The organism is Williamsia sp. 1138, assembly GCF_002095435.2.
Lineage (GTDB): Bacteria > Actinomycetota > Actinomycetes > Mycobacteriales > Mycobacteriaceae > Williamsia.
Genome location: NZ_MJEJ02000049.1, coordinates 119,812 through 138,350, shown reverse-complemented (window position 1 = coordinate 138,350; position 18,539 = coordinate 119,812). Strand labels below are relative to the sequence as shown.

The 18,539-nt window shown below is 66.2% G+C and carries 14 protein-coding genes; 11 read left to right on the top strand and 3 right to left on the bottom strand.

Features of this window, described 5'->3' with window-relative positions; all coding sequences use genetic code 11:
* Window positions 1-15 precede the first annotated feature (15 nt).
* The 5 genes from BH683_RS20350 to BH683_RS20330 all read left to right on the top strand — a co-directional run bounded on the left by BH683_RS20350 (window position 16) and on the right by BH683_RS20330 (window position 4,203).
* Complete coding sequence (locus tag BH683_RS20350; RefSeq protein ID WP_084838213.1) at window positions 16-324, top strand: urease subunit beta; 309 nt, start codon at window positions 16-18, stop codon at window positions 322-324.
* Between the two features lies 1 nt (window position 325).
* On the top strand, window positions 326-2,047 hold the full coding sequence (locus tag BH683_RS20345; protein ID WP_084838085.1) for an urease subunit alpha: 1,722 nt from the start codon (window positions 326-328) through the stop codon (window positions 2,045-2,047).
* A gap of 77 nt (window positions 2,048-2,124) precedes the next feature.
* On the top strand, window positions 2,125-2,745 hold the full coding sequence (locus BH683_RS20340; RefSeq protein ID WP_084838212.1) for an urease accessory UreF family protein: 621 nt from the start codon (window positions 2,125-2,127) through the stop codon (window positions 2,743-2,745).
* Window positions 2,746-2,810: 65 nt separating this feature from the next.
* Window positions 2,811-3,509: an urease accessory protein UreG gene (gene ureG, locus BH683_RS20335; RefSeq protein WP_084838084.1), complete on the top strand. Its 699-nt coding sequence runs from the start codon at window positions 2,811-2,813 to the stop codon at window positions 3,507-3,509.
* A gap of 16 nt (window positions 3,510-3,525) precedes the next feature.
* Window positions 3,526-4,203, top strand: coding sequence for an urease accessory protein UreD (locus BH683_RS20330; RefSeq protein ID WP_084838083.1), 678 nt, complete (start codon window positions 3,526-3,528; stop codon window positions 4,201-4,203).
* A 1-nt stretch (window position 4,204) separates the two neighbouring features.
* On the opposite strand, the gene BH683_RS20325 is transcribed toward BH683_RS20330, so the two are convergent.
* Together BH683_RS20325 and BH683_RS20320 are read right to left on the bottom strand one after the other, a co-directional pair.
* Entirely contained in the window at window positions 4,205-5,728 is a 1,524-nt protein-coding gene (locus BH683_RS20325; protein WP_246833494.1) for an NAD(P)/FAD-dependent oxidoreductase, read from the bottom strand.
* Window positions 5,729-5,862: 134 nt separating this feature from the next.
* Window positions 5,863-6,501 (bottom strand): GNAT family N-acetyltransferase, encoded by a 639-nt coding sequence (locus BH683_RS20320; protein WP_084838210.1) that lies wholly within the window; start codon window positions 6,499-6,501, stop codon window positions 5,863-5,865.
* A gap of 136 nt (window positions 6,502-6,637) precedes the next feature.
* Between BH683_RS20320 and BH683_RS20315 the strand changes: the two genes are divergently transcribed.
* From BH683_RS20315 to recD, 4 genes are all read left to right on the top strand, one after another.
* Window positions 6,638-7,081 carry a thioesterase family protein gene (locus BH683_RS20315; protein ID WP_084838209.1) on the top strand — a complete coding sequence of 148 codons (444 nt, stop codon included), beginning with the start codon at window positions 6,638-6,640 and terminating at the stop codon, window positions 7,079-7,081.
* Between the two features lie 68 nt (window positions 7,082-7,149).
* Complete coding sequence (gene recC / locus BH683_RS20310; protein ID WP_084838082.1) at window positions 7,150-10,437, top strand: exodeoxyribonuclease V subunit gamma; 3,288 nt, start codon at window positions 7,150-7,152, stop codon at window positions 10,435-10,437.
* Window positions 10,438-10,441: 4 nt separating this feature from the next.
* Window positions 10,442-13,741: a UvrD-helicase domain-containing protein gene (locus BH683_RS20305; protein ID WP_084838081.1), complete on the top strand. Its 3,300-nt coding sequence runs from the start codon at window positions 10,442-10,444 to the stop codon at window positions 13,739-13,741.
* The gene (gene recD, locus BH683_RS20300) at window positions 13,738-15,588 is read left to right on the top strand and encodes an exodeoxyribonuclease V subunit alpha (RefSeq protein ID WP_246833493.1); all 1,851 of its coding nucleotides are present in this window, start codon (window positions 13,738-13,740) and stop codon (window positions 15,586-15,588) included. Before BH683_RS20305 ends, recD begins: the two co-directional genes overlap by 4 nt.
* On the opposite strand, the gene BH683_RS20295 is transcribed toward recD, so the two are convergent.
* Complete coding sequence (locus tag BH683_RS20295) at window positions 15,581-16,381, bottom strand: PIG-L family deacetylase (RefSeq protein ID WP_084838208.1); 801 nt, start codon at window positions 16,379-16,381, stop codon at window positions 15,581-15,583. The genes recD and BH683_RS20295 overlap by 8 nt on opposite strands.
* Before the next feature lie 132 nt (window positions 16,382-16,513).
* Here BH683_RS20295 and BH683_RS20290 point away from each other — a divergent pair, with 132 nt between their 5' ends.
* Both BH683_RS20290 and BH683_RS20285 read left to right on the top strand, forming a co-directional pair.
* Window positions 16,514-16,756: a hypothetical protein gene (locus BH683_RS20290; protein ID WP_246833492.1), complete on the top strand. Its 243-nt coding sequence runs from the start codon at window positions 16,514-16,516 to the stop codon at window positions 16,754-16,756.
* A gap of 83 nt (window positions 16,757-16,839) precedes the next feature.
* Window positions 16,840-18,498 carry an alpha/beta-hydrolase family protein gene (locus BH683_RS20285; RefSeq protein WP_246833491.1) on the top strand — a complete coding sequence of 553 codons (1,659 nt, stop codon included), beginning with the start codon at window positions 16,840-16,842 and terminating at the stop codon, window positions 18,496-18,498.
* Window positions 18,499-18,539: the final 41 nt, after the last annotated feature.

The window sequence follows — 18,539 nt, the reverse complement described above, 5'->3', positions numbered from 1 at the left end:
ATGTCTGACGACGGTCTGATACCTGGCGAAATCCTCTGCGCGGCAGGGGAGATAGTCCTCAACGAAGGCGCGGAGGTCACCGAGGTACCGGTGGTGAACACCGGTGACCGACCGGTCCAGGTCGGCAGCCACGTGCACTTCGTGCAATCCAACGAGGCACTCGATTTCGACCGTGGGCTCGCGTACGGCAAACGACTGAACATCCCGGCCGGCACCGCGGTCCGATTCGAACCGGGTATCCCGGCCACGGTCGCTCTGGTTCCGATCGGTGGCACGCGCGAGGTGTATGGAATCTCCCTGACGCCCCCGGGAAAGTTGGACTGACATGGCATCACTGAGTCGCGAGCGCTACGCCGAACTCTTCGGCCCCACAACCGGCGATCGAATCCGGCTGGCCGACACCAATCTCCTGATCGAGGTCACCGAAGACCGCTCCGGCGGCCCGGGCAAGGCGGGCGAGGAAGCGGTGTTCGGCGGCGGAAAAGTCATCCGCGAGTCGATGGGGCAGGGGCGGGCGACCAGGGCCGAAGGGTCTCCCGACACGGTGATCACCGGGGTCGTCATTCTGGACCACTGGGGAATCATCAAGGCGGACCTGGGAATTCGCGATGGACGTATCGTCGCGCTCGGCAAGGCCGGCAATCCCGACACCATGGACGGGGTTCATCCGGATCTGGTCATCGGGCCGTCCACCGAGATCATCGCCGGCAACGGCAAGATCGTGACGGCCGGCGGTATCGACTGCCACGTTCACTTCATCTGTCCCCAGATCATGGACGAGGCGCTCGGCAACGGGATCACCACCCTGATCGGTGGGGGGACCGGTCCTGCCGAGGGGAGCAAAGCGACCACGGTGACCCCGGGTGCGTGGCACCTGGCATCGATGTTGCAGGCGACCGACCACTGGCCGATGAACATCGCGTTGCTGGGCAAGGGGAACACGGTCAATCCCGCCTCGATGCACGAGCAATTGCTTGCCGGTGCCTCGGGCTTCAAGCTCCACGAGGACTGGGGCAGCACGCCGGCCGCCATCGACGCCTGCCTGCGCGTGGCCGACGAGACGGGCGTTCAGGTCGCCCTCCACTCGGACACACTCAACGAGGCCGGATTCGTCGAGCAGACCCTGGGGGCCATTGCCGGCCGCGGCATCCACGCGTACCACACCGAAGGAGCGGGTGGGGGTCACGCACCGGACATCATCACGGTGGCCGGGTACGCGAATGTCCTGCCCAGCTCGACGAACCCGACCCGTCCGCACACCGTGAACACGTTGGACGAGCACCTGGACATGTTGATGGTCTGTCACCATCTCAACCCCAGCGTGCCCGAGGACCTGGCCTTCGCGGAGAGCCGGATCAGGCCGTCCACCATCGCCGCAGAAGACCTTCTGCACGACATCGGGGCGATCTCCATGATCGGTTCCGACGCCCAGGCGATGGGCCGGATCGGTGAAGTGGTCCTACGGACATGGCAGACGGCGCACGTGATGAAGGCTCGCCGCGGTGCGTTGGCCGGAGATGGGGCGGCCGACAATCAGCGGGCGCAGCGTTACGTGGCGAAATACACGATCTGCCCGGCCATCGCGCATGGGCTCGATGACGAGATCGGCTCGATCGAGGTCGGCAAGCTCGCCGACCTGGTGCTGTGGGAGCCCGCGTTCTTCGGGATCCGTTCACACGCAGTTATCAAGGGTGGTGCGATTGCGTGGGCCGCGATGGGCGACGCCAACGCGTCCATCCCGACACCGCAGCCGTCGCTGCCGCGCCCCATGTTCGGTGCCTCGCCTCGGCTGGCCGCCGCGACCTCGCTGAGTTTCGTTGCGCAACAGGCGCTCGATGACGGGTTGTCCGATCGGCTGGAGCTGGACCGCCGGTTGTCTGCGGTGAAGAACGTGCGTCGGGTGGGCAAGTCGGACATGCCGAACAACGCCGCACAACCCGAGATCACCGTCGACCCGGATAGTTTCACGGTCACCATCGACGGGCAGGTGTGGGATCAGCAGCCTGCGACCTCACTGCCCATGGCCCAGCGTTATTTCATGTTCTGATGTCGACGGAGCGCACACCCGTTGCAGGCCTGCCCTTTACCGGCGACCCGGTGACCACCGGAGGACACCGGCTCGCAATGATGCTGACCCTTGCGGACTCTCGCCTCCCAGTCGGTGGACACGTCCATTCCGGTGGGTTGGAGGAAGCGATCAGTGGCGGCGCGGTCCGTGACCTCCCCACGCTGCGCGAGTTCTTGATCCGGAGGGTTCGGACGAGCGGTCTGGTTGCGGCGTCTATCGCCGCTGCTGTGGTCGACGGACGACTCGACGTGGCGACCGCAGAGGTCGAGGCGGACGCCCGAACGCCATCTGCTGCCGCCCGTACAGCCTCGAGAGCGCAGGGACGCGGCATGCTGCGACTGGGAAAAAAGATCTATCCGCAGGAAGATTGGAGCGCGCATCCGCCTCGGCCCCACCTCCCGGTGGTTGCAGGGGCGGTGTCGCGGATTGCGGGCCTGGACCCGTTCCAGAGTGCCCTGGTGCTGATCTATACGACGATGACGGGTTCGGCAACAGCCGGGCAACGCCTCTTGGCGCTCGATCCCGGGGATGTGGCACTGCTGGGAGTGGAGATGACGCCGCTGTGCGAGAGCACGGCCGCCACAGCAAGTGTCGACTTGGCTGACCTGTCCGACCCTCTGCTCGACGTACTCGCGCAACGCCACGAGCTGCGCCCCATGCCGTTGTTCGCCTCCTGAGGTGGCCGGTACACACGTGAAGAATCCACAGCACGGCATCGACGAATAACAAGAGGAGCAGTTCTGTGCCACCACATCTGATCGACGGACAGCCGCACGTTCATGACCATTCGCGTCCCAAACGGAACCGCACAGCGGGCGAGGCGCTGCGAATCGGGATCGGTGGACCCGTCGGGTCCGGGAAGACCGCACTGGTCGCCGCCCTGTGCCGGCAGCTGCGCGAAGAACTGTCGATCGCGGTGTTGACCAACGACATCTACACCACGGAGGACGCGGACTTCCTGCGCCGCAACGCGGTCCTGCCCGACGAACGCATCACAGCTGTTCAGACCGGTGGCTGCCCGCACACCGCGATTCGGGACGACATCACGGCCAACCTGGACGCGATCGATGACCTGGTGGAAGCAAACCCGCCCCTGGACCTGATCTTGGTCGAATCGGGCGGCGACAATCTCACCGCGACATTCTCGACCGGCTTGATCGACGCGCAGATCTTCGTGGTCGATGTGGCGGGCGGTGACAAGGTGCCCCGCAAAGGCGGACCGGGTGTCACGTTTTCCGACCTGCTCGTCGTGAACAAGACAGATCTGGCACCGATGGTCGGGGCAAACCTGCAGGTCATGCGCGATGATGCCGCAAAGGTGCGTGAGGGCCGTCCGACGGTTCTGATCTCGTTGACCGACGATCCCGCCGCGACCGACGTGCTGGGCTGGGTGCGAGAGCAATTGGCCGCCATCTCCGACGAAACCGCAAGCAAGGCCTGAGCTTCGGCAGATACAGATGCACACCGAACTCCATGTACGGGCAGTCAAAGGACGGTCGCCGCGAATCCGGGCGTCGGGCGGTATTGCCGTCCGGCAGACCGGGGTCGACACCCTGCACATGATCTCGAGCGCCGCGACTCCTCTCGGCGGAGATCTCATCGAGATCCACGTCGAGGTCGGTCCCGGCGCCTGTCTCAACCTGCACAGCGTCGCGGCCGCCATGGCCCTGCCGGGGCCGCACGAACCCCGGTCGGAGTTGCGCTGGCACATCGCCGTCGCCGACGGAGCGAGGCTGGTGATCGACCCGCAACCGACGATCGTCGCGGCGCACGCCGTCCAGCACTCCGAGACTGCGATCGACGTCGCGGAATCGGGGGCCGTCCGGGTGGCCGAGCGCGTTCAGATCGGTCGTAGCAGGGAAGATCTCGGTCGATGGACCGGCCGGGTCCGCGCCGACGTCGGTGGCACCCCCGCCGTGCGACATCAGGTCAGCATCGGCAGACCGGAGCACGACGAGCTGGGAGCGCCTGCCGTCCTGTTCAGCGAGTTCAGATATCCGGACGAGCGGCCGGATGCGGTTCATCCGGACGCGGTCGGCGCGCGGCTGGGCCTTGCAGCCGGCGGGTCCCTGACCACGGTGCTCGCCAGAACGCTGAACGACGCCGAGCGGTGGGCCGGGGACCTCGTCGGCTGAGTCAGCTCGCCGCAGGTTTGGACTGCGCCCCGGTGTCGGAATCAGATGTGGCGTCAGCCCGCGCCTCACGGACCTTCGGCGTGGGGTCGGAGAGCACCGGTTTGCCACTCGGTGTCTCGGCCTCGTCACCAGGAAGCAGTTCGCCCGCTTCCTTGCGACGATCCAGATCGATCTGCGCGAGTTGGTCCAGCGCGTTGCGCGCCAACACCTGCTGCTCGGTGATCGTCAGCTGCGAGCGTCCCTTGGTCAGGAATGCGAACGACCAGTCGACGATGGTGTTGAGCCGACTGCGGAATCCGACGATGTAGACCAGATGCAGCAGCAGCCATCCGAGCCAGGCGAAGAAGCCCTCTGTTTCGAGGTTCTTCTTGAATCCTGGCACCGGAACCGACATGACCGCGCTGAACTTCGAGATGGTCGCCATCGAGCCCTTGTCCCAGTACTTGAACGGCTCGCGATCCTCCGGCTTTGCACCCTTGAGTTCTGCCTTGATGGCGTCCGCGGCATACCGCCCGCCCTGGATCGCGCCCTGGGCCATGCCGGGGACGTCTTCGACCGACATCATGTCGCCGACGACGAAGACATTCGGATTGCCGGGTATCGACAGATCGGGGAGTACCTTGACCCGGCCCGCCCGGTCCAGTTCGACGCCGCTCTGTTCGGCCAGTTGTTTGCCCAGTGGGCTCGCCGCGACACCGGCCGACCACACCTTGCACTGAGACTCGATCCGGCGGGTGCTGCCGTCCTTCTCCTTGACCAGCAGTCCGTCGTAGTCGAGGTCGACGACCATCGCGTTGAGCTGGATCTCGACCCCCATGCTCTCGAGCCGCTTGGCCGCCTTTGCTCCGAGATTGGGGCCCATCGGGGGCAGCACCGCGGGCGCGGCGTCGAGCAAGATGACCTTCGCTTCCGTGGAGTCGATGTTGCGGAACGTGCCCTTGAGCGTCTTGTCGCTCATCTCGGCGATCTGCCCGGCCAATTCGACACCGGTGGGTCCGGCGCCGACGACGACGAACGTCAGGAGTCGGGCGCGTTCCTCGTGGTCATCGGAGAGTTCTGCCTGCTCGAATGCGCCGAGTATGCGACCGCGCAGCTCGAGCGCGTCGTCGATGGTCTTCATTCCGGGGGCGAACTGGGCGAAGTGGTCGTTGCCGAAGTACGACTGATCGGCACCTGCCGCGATGATGAGGCTGTCGAACGGCGTCTCGGTGATCCGCTCGAGCAGCCTGGACGTGACCACCTTGTTCTCGAGGTCGATGGACTCGACATTGCCCATCAGCACCTGCGCGTTCGCTTGTTTCCGCAGGATCACCCGGGTAGCGGGGGCGATCTCACCTTCGGAGATGATGCCGGTCGCGACCTGGTAGAGCATCGGCTGGAACAGGTGGTGGGTTGTTCGCGCGATCAGAGTGACGTCGACATCGGCCTTTCTCAGGCGCTGGGTGGAGAACAGACCTCCGAAGCCGGAGCCGATCACCACCACCCGGTGCCGGGTCGAACCTGCGGTCTCGTCACTCATGACCATCTCCTGTCAGTTTGCGGATTTTGCGGCCGGGATCTCCAGGGCGGGTGGGATCCGCACCCTGCTAACGGTAGTCAATGAGTGGCGTTTGGTCGCGGCAAGGTGTCTTTTGCCGGGTGGAGCGGAGCCCGACAGGTTCAGGCAATCATGTCGGTAGTGGTGCGTGCGGCCCAGGCCCATGGGAATTCGTTTGCGTCCCAATAGCTTTTCAGGATTTCGTACTCGACTTCGCCGCGTTGCGCGCCGGCGATGGAGGTGTCCGCGCAGTCGTGGAGGCGGTGCAACCGCAGGCCCGATTTCTCCATCACCCGGCGCGATGCCGTGTTGACGGCCATGGTCCCTGCGAAGATGCGACTGATGTCCAATTCGGTGAAGGAGAGCTGTACCAGAGCGCGGGCACCCTCGGTGGCCAGGCCGCGACCCCACATCGCGCGTCGTAGCCGGTAGCTCAGTTCGAACTCCGACTCCGAGGAATGCCTGGGTGCCCGCAGTCCGAACCAGCCGACGAAGCTGGCGGCAGCAGGGTTGGGATGGCCGACCGACCGCGCGGCCACCAGGTCGAGCCGGTCGAGGGCAACCCAGACGCCGGCGCCGGCTCGGTGCCGGGCTTCTGATACGGCGCGCGGGATGACCCACTCCTCGATGACCTCCCGCGGGGTGGCGATGCCGCCCGTGACGTACCGCATCACCGCGGGGTCGCTGTCGAGGGCGACCAAATGGTCGATATCGGTCGCGGCAACCGGGCGAAGCACCAGGCGGTCGGTCTCGATGATCAACGAACTCCTCATTCCCCGGGCCCGCCTCATCCCAGACCGAACTGGCGGACTGCTGTGCGCATACTACGGTCTACCGGCCGATGGTGGCGTCAGACCCGGCAATGCCGCCGAAATCGCTGCCGTTAGGCTCGGTGCGATGAACGAGCGCCCGTCCGAACCCGCCGAGATCGCACTGCATCTGCGCTGGGGCGATATGGACATCAACAACCACGTGAACAATGTCCAGTACGCGCGACTCTTCGAGGAAGCCCGCGTCCGGACGATGAAATCGTGGTTCGGGAAGGGCCCTGGTGGCACAGGGTCGTTCCACATCGCGCGTCAGGAGATCGAGTTCGTGGCGCCGCTGCTCTACTCGACCGATCCGGCGATCGCGAAGGTCTGGATCAGTCGAGTCGGCACCTCGTCGTTCGACTTCGGTGCCGAACTTCGCGACAGTCAGGGCGACCTGAAGGCGTTGTGCGAAACCACCGGGGTGACAGTCGATCCCCAGACGGGTTCCTCGCGTCCGATCGAGTCGGAGGTGCGCGAGTTCTTGCGAACGCGACTCATCGATCCCGTCCCTTTCCGTCGCCGGGCCTGAGACCACATCGACCGGCGACGTCAGCGCGGCGTGATATACCGCGTGAGGACCGGAAGGGGACTCCCAGCGTGCTGAAACTGCATCGCGCCGAACGCACCAGCACCTTGGTGACTGCGCTCGCCGAGATATTGGCGGTCCCGATGCCGGACCCCTTCACCGCCGACATCATCGCAGTTCCCGCCCGCGGTGTGGAGCGCTGGCTGACCCAGCAGTTGTCCGCGGTACTCGGTGTCACCGCGCTCAGGGCCGGAGACGGCATCGCCGCCAACATCGAGTTCCCGTCACCGGCTGCCCTCGTCGACGAGGTGATCGCATCCGCCGGGGGTGGCCGATCGGCGTCGGTCAGGTCTGATGACGACCCCTGGTCTGCCGGCCGGATGCTCTGGACCCTGCTGTCGGTGATCGACGAGGCCGCAGACGATCCGGAGTGCGCCATCCTCGCACGGCACCTCGGACGCTCGGGACCCGACGGCGGACGCCCGGGTTTTCGGATCGGTCGGCGTTATGGCACCGCTGAGCACCTGACGCAGTTGTTCCGCGGGTACGCCACCCACCGTCCACAGATGATCGTCGACTGGGCTCGCGGCGCCGACACCGACGGCAGCGATCAGCCGCTGGGGCCGGAACTGCTCTGGCAGCCTCACCTGTGGCGCCTGCTCCGCGCCCGCATCGACAGCCCCAGCCCGCCCGAGCGACTCGACGATGTGTGTGCGCTGGTGCGAGAGCAACCGGACCTCGTCGATCTGCCATCCCGGCTGGCGCTGTTCGGGGCGACCCGGCTCAGCACGGAACAGCTGCAGGTCCTGGCCGCCCTCGGTGTCCACCGCGACGTGAATCTGTTTCTGCCACACGCGAGCCCCGTACTGTGGGACAAGGTGCGGGCGAACCCGGTGGTGCGACGCCGTCGGGAGATGGTCATCGGCGACGTCGAGCATCCGCTGCTCGCGTCGCTGTCCCGGGAGGTTCGCGAGCTGCAGATGCGTCTGGCCCCCTTCGCCGACGACGACGTCCACCACCTTGCGGGTCCATCCGCCCTCACGCATCTGGCGCGGCTTCAGCAGGCCCTGTGTGAGGATCGGGTACCCGCCGCGTCGGGGAGTCCCGATGGCAGTGTCGAGGTGCATTCCTGTCACGGCGCGGCCCGTCAGGTCGAGGTGCTGCGCGAACTCGTCCTGCACCTGTTCCAGGACGACACCTCGCTCGACCCTCGTGATGTCATCATCATGTGCCCCGACGTGGAGACCTACGCCCCGTTGATCAGGGCGGCGTTCGGTCAGACAACTCACCTGCACCCGGGGCACGAGCTACGGGTCCGGTTGGCCGATCGCGCACTGCGCCAGACCAATCCGCTGCTCGAGGTGATGTCCGAGCTCTTGACGCTTGCGGGTGGGCGAGTCAAGGCCAGCGAGGTACTGGGTCTTGCCGAGAGCGCGCCGGTGCGGGCCCGATTCGACTTCAGCGACGACGATCTCGAGCGGCTACGTGAATGGACCGCGGAGTCGGGCGCCCGGTGGGGGATCAACGAGAATCAGCGAAAGCCGTTCGGGCTCGGTGGGTTTGCGCAAAATACCTTCAGTGCCGGTCTCGACCGGATCCTTCTCGGCGTCGTCGCCGACGAGACCGAACTGAGCTGGCTCGGCACGGCGCTTCCCCTCGACGACGTCGACAGTGCCGACGTGGACCTCGCGGGTCGGTTCGCCGAGTTCGTCGCGCGACTGGACTCCGCGCTGGCCACCCTCCGGGGACCACGTCCTGCAGCGGAATGGGCACAGAACATCTCTGACGCAATGGATCTGCTGACCGCCGTACGTCCGGCCGACAGCTGGCAACGGGGACAGGCCCATCAGGAGGTTGCCGCGGCCACCGAGCACGGGGCCGAGGTGGTGGTCCGGCTCGCGGACATCCGGGCGATGCTGGCTCGACGGTTGGCGGGTCGTCCGACGCGCGCGAACTTCCGTACGGGCGAACTGACGGTGTGCACGATGGTGCCGATGCGGGCGGTACCGCACCGGGTGGTGATCCTGCTCGGGCTCGATGACGAGAGCTATCCTCGCGCCGGAGGGGTCAACGGTGACGACATCCTGGGCGCGGACCCCTGGGTGGGAGAGCGCGACATCCGCAGCGAAGACCGGCAGTTGCTACTCGACGCAACCATGTCCGCGGTGGACCGGCTGATCGTGCTCTACACGGGCAACGATCCGGTGACCGGGCTGCGGCGGCCGCCCGCGGTGCCCGTGGGAGAACTGATGGACGCCGCAAACGGAATGCTCGCGACCGGGTCGGTGCTGACGGTTCATCCCCTGCACGCGTTCGATCCCGCCAACTTCGTCATTCCTGCGCCGTTCAGTTTCGATCGTTCTGCGCTCGCGGGGGCGCGCGCCACCCGTGGTGTCCAGGTCGCCGAACCAGACTTCCTCCCAGATCCGCTGCCCCCGCGTGCCGGAGACGTCGAATTGGCGGAGTTGATCGCGTTTGTCGAGCACCCGCTGCGGGCCTTCTGTCGGCAGCGCCTCGGCCTGTATCTGCCCGGCGACGAAGAAGAGCTCGACGACGTGCTCAGCGCAGAGATCGGGGGCCTGGACAAGTGGTCCATCGGCGACCGGATGTTGGCAGCGCGCCTGGCCGGGGTGGACGCGGCGGCGCTGCGAGCCGGTGAGCTGCGGCGCGGCACCCTGCCGCCGTTCCGGCTGGGCGGTGAGGTCCTCCGTGGGATATCGGACGACGTGGAAGCCCTGGTCGGGGCAGCCGCACAGCTGTACGAAAGCAGTCCGGAATCGATTGACGTGACCGTCGACCTGGCGGCCCACAGACGACTGACCGGAACGGTGACCGGCGTCCACGACGGGGTACTGGCCCGCACTGTCTTCTCTCGTCTGGCGGCCAAGCATCGGGTCGCGGCGTGGGTGAACCTGCTGGCGCTTGCGGCAACGGTGCCGCGCGACTGGTCTGCCGTCGTCGTCGGCCGCGCCCGCTTCGGGAACCGTCTGCAACGATCCCGGTTGACGCCACCTGCCGACCCCGGCGCGATCTTGCAGCAGCTCGTGGACCTGCGTGATCGTGGGCTTCGTTCGCCTCTGCCCTTGCCCACCGCCGCCGGCGCCGAATACGCCGCGCGACGGTACCGGGGGGACGATGATGCGCTGGCGCTCGAGGCGGCGGAGAAGAGCTTCGACAACCAGTTCGGCGGCGAGGCCCAGGACCTGTATGTCCGATACCTCTTCGGCGGCGACCTGACCGCCATCACGGCGGCAGAACCCGATGCCGGCGAGACGGCGTGGGATCAGATGCCGACCCGGTTCGCCGCGTCGGCCGTCAGACTGTGGAACCCGATCCTCGACGCCGAGAAGGTGAATTGACCAGATGACGCAGAGTCGGATCGTCCCGGTCACCTTCGACGTCACGGGCAGGTTACCCACCGGAACCACTGTGCTCGAGGCAAGCGCGGGTACCGGAAAGACTTACGCGATAGTCGGGCTCGCGGCCAGGCACGTCGCGGCAGGGGTGCCACTCTCGGAACTGTTACTCGTGACGTTCAGCCGCTTTGCCACCGCAGAACTACGTGAGCGCACCCGCCTTCGGTTCGGGGGATTGGTTGCCGCACTGTCAGATCCTGCTGCGGCTGCGGACTCAGCTGACCCTCTGGTCGCGATGCTCGCCCAGGGCGCGCCGGCAGAGGTCGCGGCCCGCCGGACAAATCTCATCGCGGCGCTGTCGGACTTCGATGCCGCGACCATCGCCACCACGCACACGTTCTGCAGCAGAATGCTCGACGGGCTCGGAATCGCGGGAGACTTCGAGAACGATGTCACCCTCGTCGAAGACGTGGGAGACCTGATCACCGAGGTCACCGACGACCTGTACCTCAGGAAGTACAGCGGCAGTGACGGTGTGCCGTTCAGCGTGCGCGACGCGCATGCCTTCGCCAGGGCTGCGGTGTTCCAGCGGCAGGCGCGATTGGCCCCGGATGCCGACCCGGGCAGTGATGAGTACGCTCGCGTCGAATTCGCAGCGCAAGTGCGCGCAGAGGTGGAACGCCGCAAGCGGATGACCAACATTCGCGACTACGACGACCTGCAGACCCTGCTCCGCGACACACTCGTGGACCCGGTGCACGGACCCCAGGCATGTGCGCGGGTCCGCAGCCGATTTCGGGTGGTGCTCGTCGACGAGTTCCAGGACACGGACCCGGTGCAGTGGGAGATCTTCAAATCAGCGTTCCACGGACACACCGATCTCGTGCTGGTCGGCGATCCCAAACAGTCCATCTACGCGTTTCGTGGCGCGGAGGTCTTCAGCTACCTGGAGGCCGTCAGAGCCGCCGACAATCACCAGGTGCTGCCGACCAACTGGCGTAGTGATGCCGGTTTGGTCGAGGCGCTCGATCATGTGTACGGCAATGCGGCCCTGGGCAGCCCGGAGATCGTCGTGCACCACGTCGAAGCGAACACGTCGCGATCGCGGTTGCCCTCGGTGACACCGCTACGGCTGCGGTACCTCAAGCGAAGTGGTCACGGGCCACTGAGCAAAGCCGGGTTCCCGGTACTCGACCGCTTACGGCGCGCGGTGGCCGACGATGTTGCGGGCGATCTGACCGAACTGCTCAATGCGCGCCCGGATCTCGTCGTCGATGGTCAGGCCCGGCCGATCGCACCCGGCGACATTGCGGTGTTGGTGCGAAATCACAAGCACCTGAGCATGATCCAGGCCGCCCTGGACGACGCGGGCGTTCCGTCGGTGCTGGCCGGGGGGACCAGTGTCTACAGCACACAGGGTGCGCGTGACTGGTTGTGGCTACTGCAGGCCATGGAACAGCCGAGCAGGTCCGCCCGCGTGCGGCTCGCAGCCCTGACCCCACTGCTCGGTTGGACGGCCACCGAACTGGACGAGGGGGGCGATGAACTCACCGCCGATGTCAGCACCCTCGTCAGAGAACTCGTGTCGGTGTACCAGACGTCAGGATTTGCTGCGGTCTACGAACAGCTCTCCGGTCGACGTGACATCGCGGGCAGGGTCCTGTCGATCGCCGGAGGCGAGCGCAGACTCACCGACCTGACCCACGTGGCGCAGCTGTGTAACCGGGCGGTCGTGGAGCGCGGGCTCGGGTTGACCGCATTGGTGCGCTGGCTGCAGGAGCTGATCTCCGACCCCACCGCCGGGAACCAGGCCGACCAGAGCCGTCGGCTGGACAGCGATGCCGAAGCGGTGCAGCTGTTGACGGTGCACCGCAGCAAGGGGCTGGAGTTCCCCGTGGTCTATGTCCCGTACGGCTGGGACGCCGCCCGCAACCCCACGCCGGCCACCCTTGTGCTCCACGACGACTCCGGCGAGCGGGTCCTCGATGTCGGAGGAAAAGATGCGCCCGGGTATCGCACGCGTCGTGAGGCATCCGGGTCGGAGGACGACGGCGAGGAGTTGCGCCTGCTGTACGTCGCCCTGACCCGGGCCGGATCCGCGGTTGTGCTGTGGTGGGCACCGGGCGGACCGACGAGATCGTCGCCGCTGCACCGTCTCCTGTTCAGCCGTGACCGCGCGACGCCGGACCCCAGACCCACCGTTCCCGACGACGCCACCGCGGCGCTGCGTCTCGCCGAATGGGGTGAACGGGCCGGGGCGGGTGTTCGGGTCGAACCAGCCGATTTCGATGGGCTGCAGGTCCCGCAGTGGGATGATCGGCCTGCCCCCGAGGGCGAACTCGACGCCGCCCGCTTCGATCGCCGGATCGACCACACCTGGCGGCGGACCTCGTATTCGGCGCTGATCGCCGGGTCGCCGCATCAGGCGCCGGTCGCCAGCGAGCCTGAGTACGCGGAGAAGACCGACGAGCAGACGGTGGAGCCGCTCGCGGAGCCCGTCGACGACGGGCCAGGGGAGTTGAGGTACCCATCGCTGATGAACTCCCTTCCGTTCGGTGCCGCGTTCGGCACCCTCGTTCACGAAGTTCTCGAACTGGTGGACACCGACGTCGACGATCTCGCGGCCGAGGTGCGGTCCAGATGTGCGGACGCGGTGCGAATCCGTCTGGTGGACATCGATGTCGACGCGCTGGCCACGGCTCTGCTCGCCGTGTTGGCCACCCCGCTGGGCGAGGCGCAGGTGACGCTCGCCCAGATCTCGTCGTCGGATCGCCTACCGGAACTGACCTTCGAGCTACCGCTCGGAGCACAGACCGAGGCGACCCTGAGGGGCATCGGGGATCTGATGGAGAGCTTTCTGCCTGCCACAGATCTACTCGCCGAGTACCCCGAGCACCTACGTCGAGTACCTGCGCCGCCGTTGCGTGGCTTTCTCACCGGAAGCATCGACGCCGTTCTCCGGTTGCCCGGCAACTCATTCGTGGTCGTCGACTACAAGACCAACCGGACCGCTCGCGGCGACCTCAGTTGTCTCGACTACACCCCCGAGTCGATGGCCCGCGAGATGATTCACTCGCACTATCCCCTGCAGGCGTTGCTGTATTCGGTTGCCCTGCATCGCTATCTCCGCTGGCGGCTGCCCGACTACACGCCGCAGCAGCACCTCGGCGGTGTGCAGTATCACTTCGTCCGGGCAATGATCGGGCCGCAGACACCGGCCGGGTGCGGCGTCTTCGAATGGAAACCACCTGCCGAACTGATCGTCGCCACCTCGGATCTGATCGCGGGAAGGGTGCTGACGCCGTGAACATCGAGGCCGACCATCGGATCGTGCGGCAGGCCCACCCGGCGCTGGTGCCCTTCAACCGGGCCGGCGTACTGAGCGCCGCCGACATCCATGTGGCGCAGACCCTTGCGACGCTGAGCAAGTCCGAGATCGACCCGACGGTGTTGCTCGCCGCGGCGCTCGCGGTGCGGGCGGTCCGGCTGGGATCGGTCTGCGTCGAAGTCGGCCGCCTGTCCGAGGTGGCCGTCGACACCGAGGAATTCGGCATCGACCCTGCGACCCTGCCGTGGCCGGATCCAGCCGAGGTCGCAGCTGCGCTCGCGAGGAGTCCGTTGGTGGTGGGCGCCGACTCGGGGCCGCTGCGTCCGCTGTACCTGGCCGAGTCACCGGAGGGGTCGCTGCTCTATCTGCGTCGATACTTCTTGCAGGAACAACGAATCCGGGAGGTACTGGACGAGCGAGCACAGAGCCATCCGATCATCGACGCGGGGCGGCTCACAACCGGACTGAAGCGGTACTTTCCCGATGCGGCGCCGGACCGCCAACGTGTCGCCGCGGCGCTGGCGACCGCGGGCTGGACCACGGTGATCGCGGGCGGACCGGGTACGGGAAAGACACACACCGTGGCCCGCGTCCTGGCCTTGATGTTCGACGAGTACGGCCCACAGCTGCGAGTGGCGCTGGCGGCGCCGACCGGCCGCGCTGCGGCACAGCTGGAAGAGTCCGTGCGGTCGCAGTCGGCGGCCCTCGGACTACCCGAGCATCTGACGGCAACGACCCTGCACCGGCTGCTCGGCTGGAAGCCCTCCAGCCGGAGCAGATTCGCTCATGACGCGAACAATCGTCTACCTCATGATCTGGTGGTCGTCGACGAGACCTCGATGGTCTCGCTGACGATGATGTCCCGGCTGCTCGATGCCTTGCGACCGCACAGCCGACTGGTGTTGGTCGGCGATCCCGACCAGTTGGCCTCGGTCGATGCGGGAGCGGTCCTCGCCGATCTCGTCGCAAGACCGGTGTCACAGCCGACCCATCCGGTCCTCGCGGAGGTGCTCGCTCCCGACCTGGTCGCAGACGCGCAGGATGACGACGCACTCGCCACCGACGAGCGGGACCGACTCGGCGGCGGAGTCATCCGGCTCACCAAGGTGCGCCGGTTCGGTGAGCAGATCAAACGCCTGGCCTCGGCTGTTCGCGAGGGGGATCCGGACCTTGTGATCGAACTCCTCGGTGCGGGTCACCCGGAGTTCGAGCTCGTCGACCCCGATGACCTCACCGCAGTCCGAGGTGAGGTCGTCACCGCCGCGAGTCGCGTCGGCGAGGCTGCCGCTGCGGGCGACCCTCGATCGGCGCTCGCGGGTCTGCAGACCCACCGACTGCTGTGCGCGCACCGTGAAGGGTCCTCGGGTGTCGAGTTCTGGTCACGTCTGGCGATGGAGTGGATCGACGCTCCCGCCGATGCCCTCGACGTCGGTAGTTGGTATCCCGGACAGCCACTTCTGGTGACCGCGAACGACTACGACGCCGGGATCTTCAACGGTGACACCGGGGTCGTGGTGAGGACCGAGGGGCGATTGATGGTGGCCTTCGCCCGTGGATCCACCTGGAAGTTACTGCACCCGTCGCAGCTGGTGGCAGCTGTACCCGTGTACGCGATGACCATCCACCGCAGTCAGGGGTCGCAGTACGAGTCGGTGTCCGTGGTGATTCCGCCGGAACGGTCGGCACTGCTGACCCGCGAGTTGCTGTACACCGCGATCACTCGAGCGAGTGGGCACGTCAGGCTGATCGGGACCGAGGCCGCGGTCAGGGCAGGTGTCGACCGTAAAGTGTTGCGTGCGAGCGGGTTGCGGACGCAGGTCAACTGAGTTCGGTGTGCCCGTTGTCATCGTCGAACGCGAGGGCATCGACGGAGTCGGCATCAGTCGTCAGCGGCATCCGCATGAACCATTCGTTGCGGAGCACCTGTCGCCGGGTCTCCTCCGGCAAACCGGCGAGCATGGTCATGGCACCTCCTCTGGCGATCTCACTGCGGTGCGCGCACAGTGCCTGCCACTTGAGATCGAGCCAGGGTTCCACATCTATGGTGGTGTCGACGGCTTCGTCGGGGACACCGGGTAAGGGGCCGTCGGGCCCCGACGACTGTTCCATCACCGGCGGCCACAGCACTTGCGCGATCGACAGCGGCATCGTCGCGAGGTACACCAACTTTGTGCGCCAAGGCTTTCCGGTCCCCGGATACAGTTGCGGGTAAGCGGCAGCCCCGGCCGCAGCAAGGGTCACCCGGTGAGCCTGGACATGGTCCGGATGCCCGTAGATCCCGAGCGGGTCGTAGGTGAGCACGGTATCGGGCCGGAACTCGCGAATGTGCGACACCAGCGCCCCGACCGCCTCGTCGAACGGTGTATCGCAGAAGGCAGCTCGGCCCGGCGCCGAATCGGCGACCAGGCGGTCGCCGTAACCGAGTAGATGTGGGCTTCCCGCGCCCAGCAGTTGGAGCGACTCCGCGAGCTCGTCCGACCGCACGGTGCCCGCTGCCCATGTGCAGGTCACCACGGCGGTCCGGCCACCGAGTTCGGCACACCGAGCGAGCACGCCGCCGGTCCACAGCGCTTCGTCGTCGGGATGCGCATGGACGCAGAGCAGACTTGGATGCGGCATCATTTCAGCGTAGTCGGGACCGATGAATCGACGGCCACAATGGCCAACGGATGTCGACGAGTCCCTGCTCAAGGCTGTGGGAGACGCAAAATTTCGGGCTACCGCGAAGGTTTGTCGGACTACAGTCACCCCATGACCCAAAGCTCCCGCCGCAAGACAAATGTGTTCGCCAAGGTCTCGCCTGCAGGCTGGGCGGCCGTGGCACTGTCGATCATCGCAGTGATATTCGTCCTGCAAAATCGCCGTTCGACGAACATACAACTGTTCTGGATCACGGTGGATTCTCCTCTGTGGTTCACCTTGCTGGTCGTGTTCGCAGTCGGCTGGCTGGTCGGTGTGCTGACCATGCGCGGGCGCGCGAAGCGCACTACCTGACCTCAGCGTCTGCACCTGTCGCGCCTGCGATGTCCAGGCTTGTTACTGTCAGCGGTCTTGCCTGTGAAGAAATTGGAGGCACAGTGATTTCTCTGTGGCATCGGTTGGTGCCGAAGCGCTTCGTCTTCGGTGGACTCGTGGTCGCGACCATCTCCTTGTGGTTGTCGATGACCCCGTCACTGCTGCCGCGGGGGTGGCTTTTCCAAGGTGTGGTCAGCGGGGCGTCGGCCGCGATCGGCTACGGGGTCGGCGTACTCGGATCGATGCTCGTCCGCTACGTCGTCGTGCGTGAGGCCTCCGCGAGCGCAAAGCGCATCGGCTGGTGGGTGTTGGCCGGCGTCGCTGCGGTCGGCACGATCATCAGCCTCGTCTGGTTCGGATCGTCGCAGAGTGAGTTACGCGACCTGATGGGTACCGAACCTTTTCCGGCGGTCGGGTATCCGCTGGTCTTGCTGCTCGCCGCGGTGATCTTCATGGCATTCGTCGGTATCGGCCGATCGCTGATGCGGCTCACGAGAGCGGTGGCTCGACAGCTCGCCCGGGTCGTTCCACCGCGTGTTTCGAGGGTGGTTGCCGCTGCCCTTGTGGTGATCCTGATCATCGGTGTGCTGAACGGCGTGGTCACCCGAGTTGTGATGTCCGGCCTGAACGACAGTTTCGCTGCCATCAACAAAGAGACAGACCCCGACACCGAGCCTCCGCAGAGCCGTTACCGGTCGGGTGGCCCCGACTCACTCATCAGCTGGGAGTCGCTGGGACGGCAGGGCCGCATCTTCGTCGCCAACGGACCGACGACCCAGGAACTCGCCGCCTTCAACGGATCTCCTGCGACAGCACCGATCCGCGCATACGCCGGACTCGCATCGGCGCAAGGCTATCGGCCGGAGGCCGAACTCGCCGTCGATGACCTGGAGCGGGCGGGTGGTTTCGAACGAGGTGTGCTGGCGGTCGGGACCACCACCGGAACCGGCTGGATCAACGAGAGCACCGTCAGCGCCCTGGAGTACCTCTACAACGGAAATACCGCGATCGTATCGATGCAGTATTCCTATCTGCCGAGTCCCATCTCGTTCCTCGTCGATCAGGACCGAGCCCGGCAGGCGGGACAGGCACTGTTCGAGGCCGTCTACGCCCGATGGCACCTGCTGCCGGAACAGGCGCGGCCGAAACTGGTCGTCTTCGGAGAGAGCCTCGGCTCGTTCGGAGGAGAGACCGCCTTCACCAGCATCGAGGACCTGGCAGCTCGCGCCGACGGTGCCCTCTTCGTGGGACCCACTTACACGAACAAGGTGTGGCAGCAGGCCACAGCCGATCGTGATGAAGGGACGCCGCAATGGCTTCCCGTCTACGACGGTGGCCAGAGCGCCCGATTCGTCGCTCGCGCCGACGATCTGAACCGGCCCGATGCCCGGTGGCCCGCCCCGCGTGTGGTGTATCTGCAACACCCGTCGGATCCGATCACCTGGTGGTCGCCCGATCTCGCATTCCGTAAACCGGATTGGCTCTCCGAAGCACGGGGATATGACGTACTGGACAGTGTTCGATGGATCCCGGTGGTCACGTTTCTGCAGGTTTCAGCCGACATGGTCGAGTCCAACAACGTCCCTGACGGTCACGGGCACACCTTCCACGCCGACATCGCGAACTCCTGGGCAGCGATTCTGCAACCCGAGGGATGGACTGCGGACGACACCCAGCGATTGCGGCTCGTGCTGACCGACCAGCAGACGGCCGCCGAATGAGAAGATCCGGACGCCGGTAAAGGCTGCAGACCACTCCGCGG

What these genes read in the sequence shown, in the direction of transcription:
- BH683_RS20345 (WP_084838085.1), top strand. Translation starts at nt 326, where the DNA reads ATGGCATCACTGAGTCGCGAGCGCTACGCCGAACTCTTCGGCCCCACA.
- BH683_RS20340 (WP_084838212.1), top strand. Translation starts at nt 2,125, where the DNA reads ATGATGCTGACCCTTGCGGACTCTCGCCTCCCAGTCGGTGGACACGTC.
- BH683_RS20330 (WP_084838083.1), top strand. Translation starts at nt 3,526, where the DNA reads ATGCACACCGAACTCCATGTACGGGCAGTCAAAGGACGGTCGCCGCGA.
- BH683_RS20325 (WP_246833494.1), bottom strand. Translation starts at nt 5,728, where the DNA reads ATGGTCATGAGTGACGAGACCGCAGGTTCGACCCGGCACCGGGTGGTG.
- BH683_RS20315 (WP_084838209.1), top strand. Translation starts at nt 6,638, where the DNA reads ATGAACGAGCGCCCGTCCGAACCCGCCGAGATCGCACTGCATCTGCGC.
- BH683_RS20305 (WP_084838081.1), top strand. Translation starts at nt 10,442, where the DNA reads ATGACGCAGAGTCGGATCGTCCCGGTCACCTTCGACGTCACGGGCAGG.
- BH683_RS20295 (WP_084838208.1), bottom strand. Translation starts at nt 16,381, where the DNA reads ATGCCGCATCCAAGTCTGCTCTGCGTCCATGCGCATCCCGACGACGAA.
- BH683_RS20290 (WP_246833492.1), top strand. Translation starts at nt 16,514, where the DNA reads ATGACCCAAAGCTCCCGCCGCAAGACAAATGTGTTCGCCAAGGTCTCG.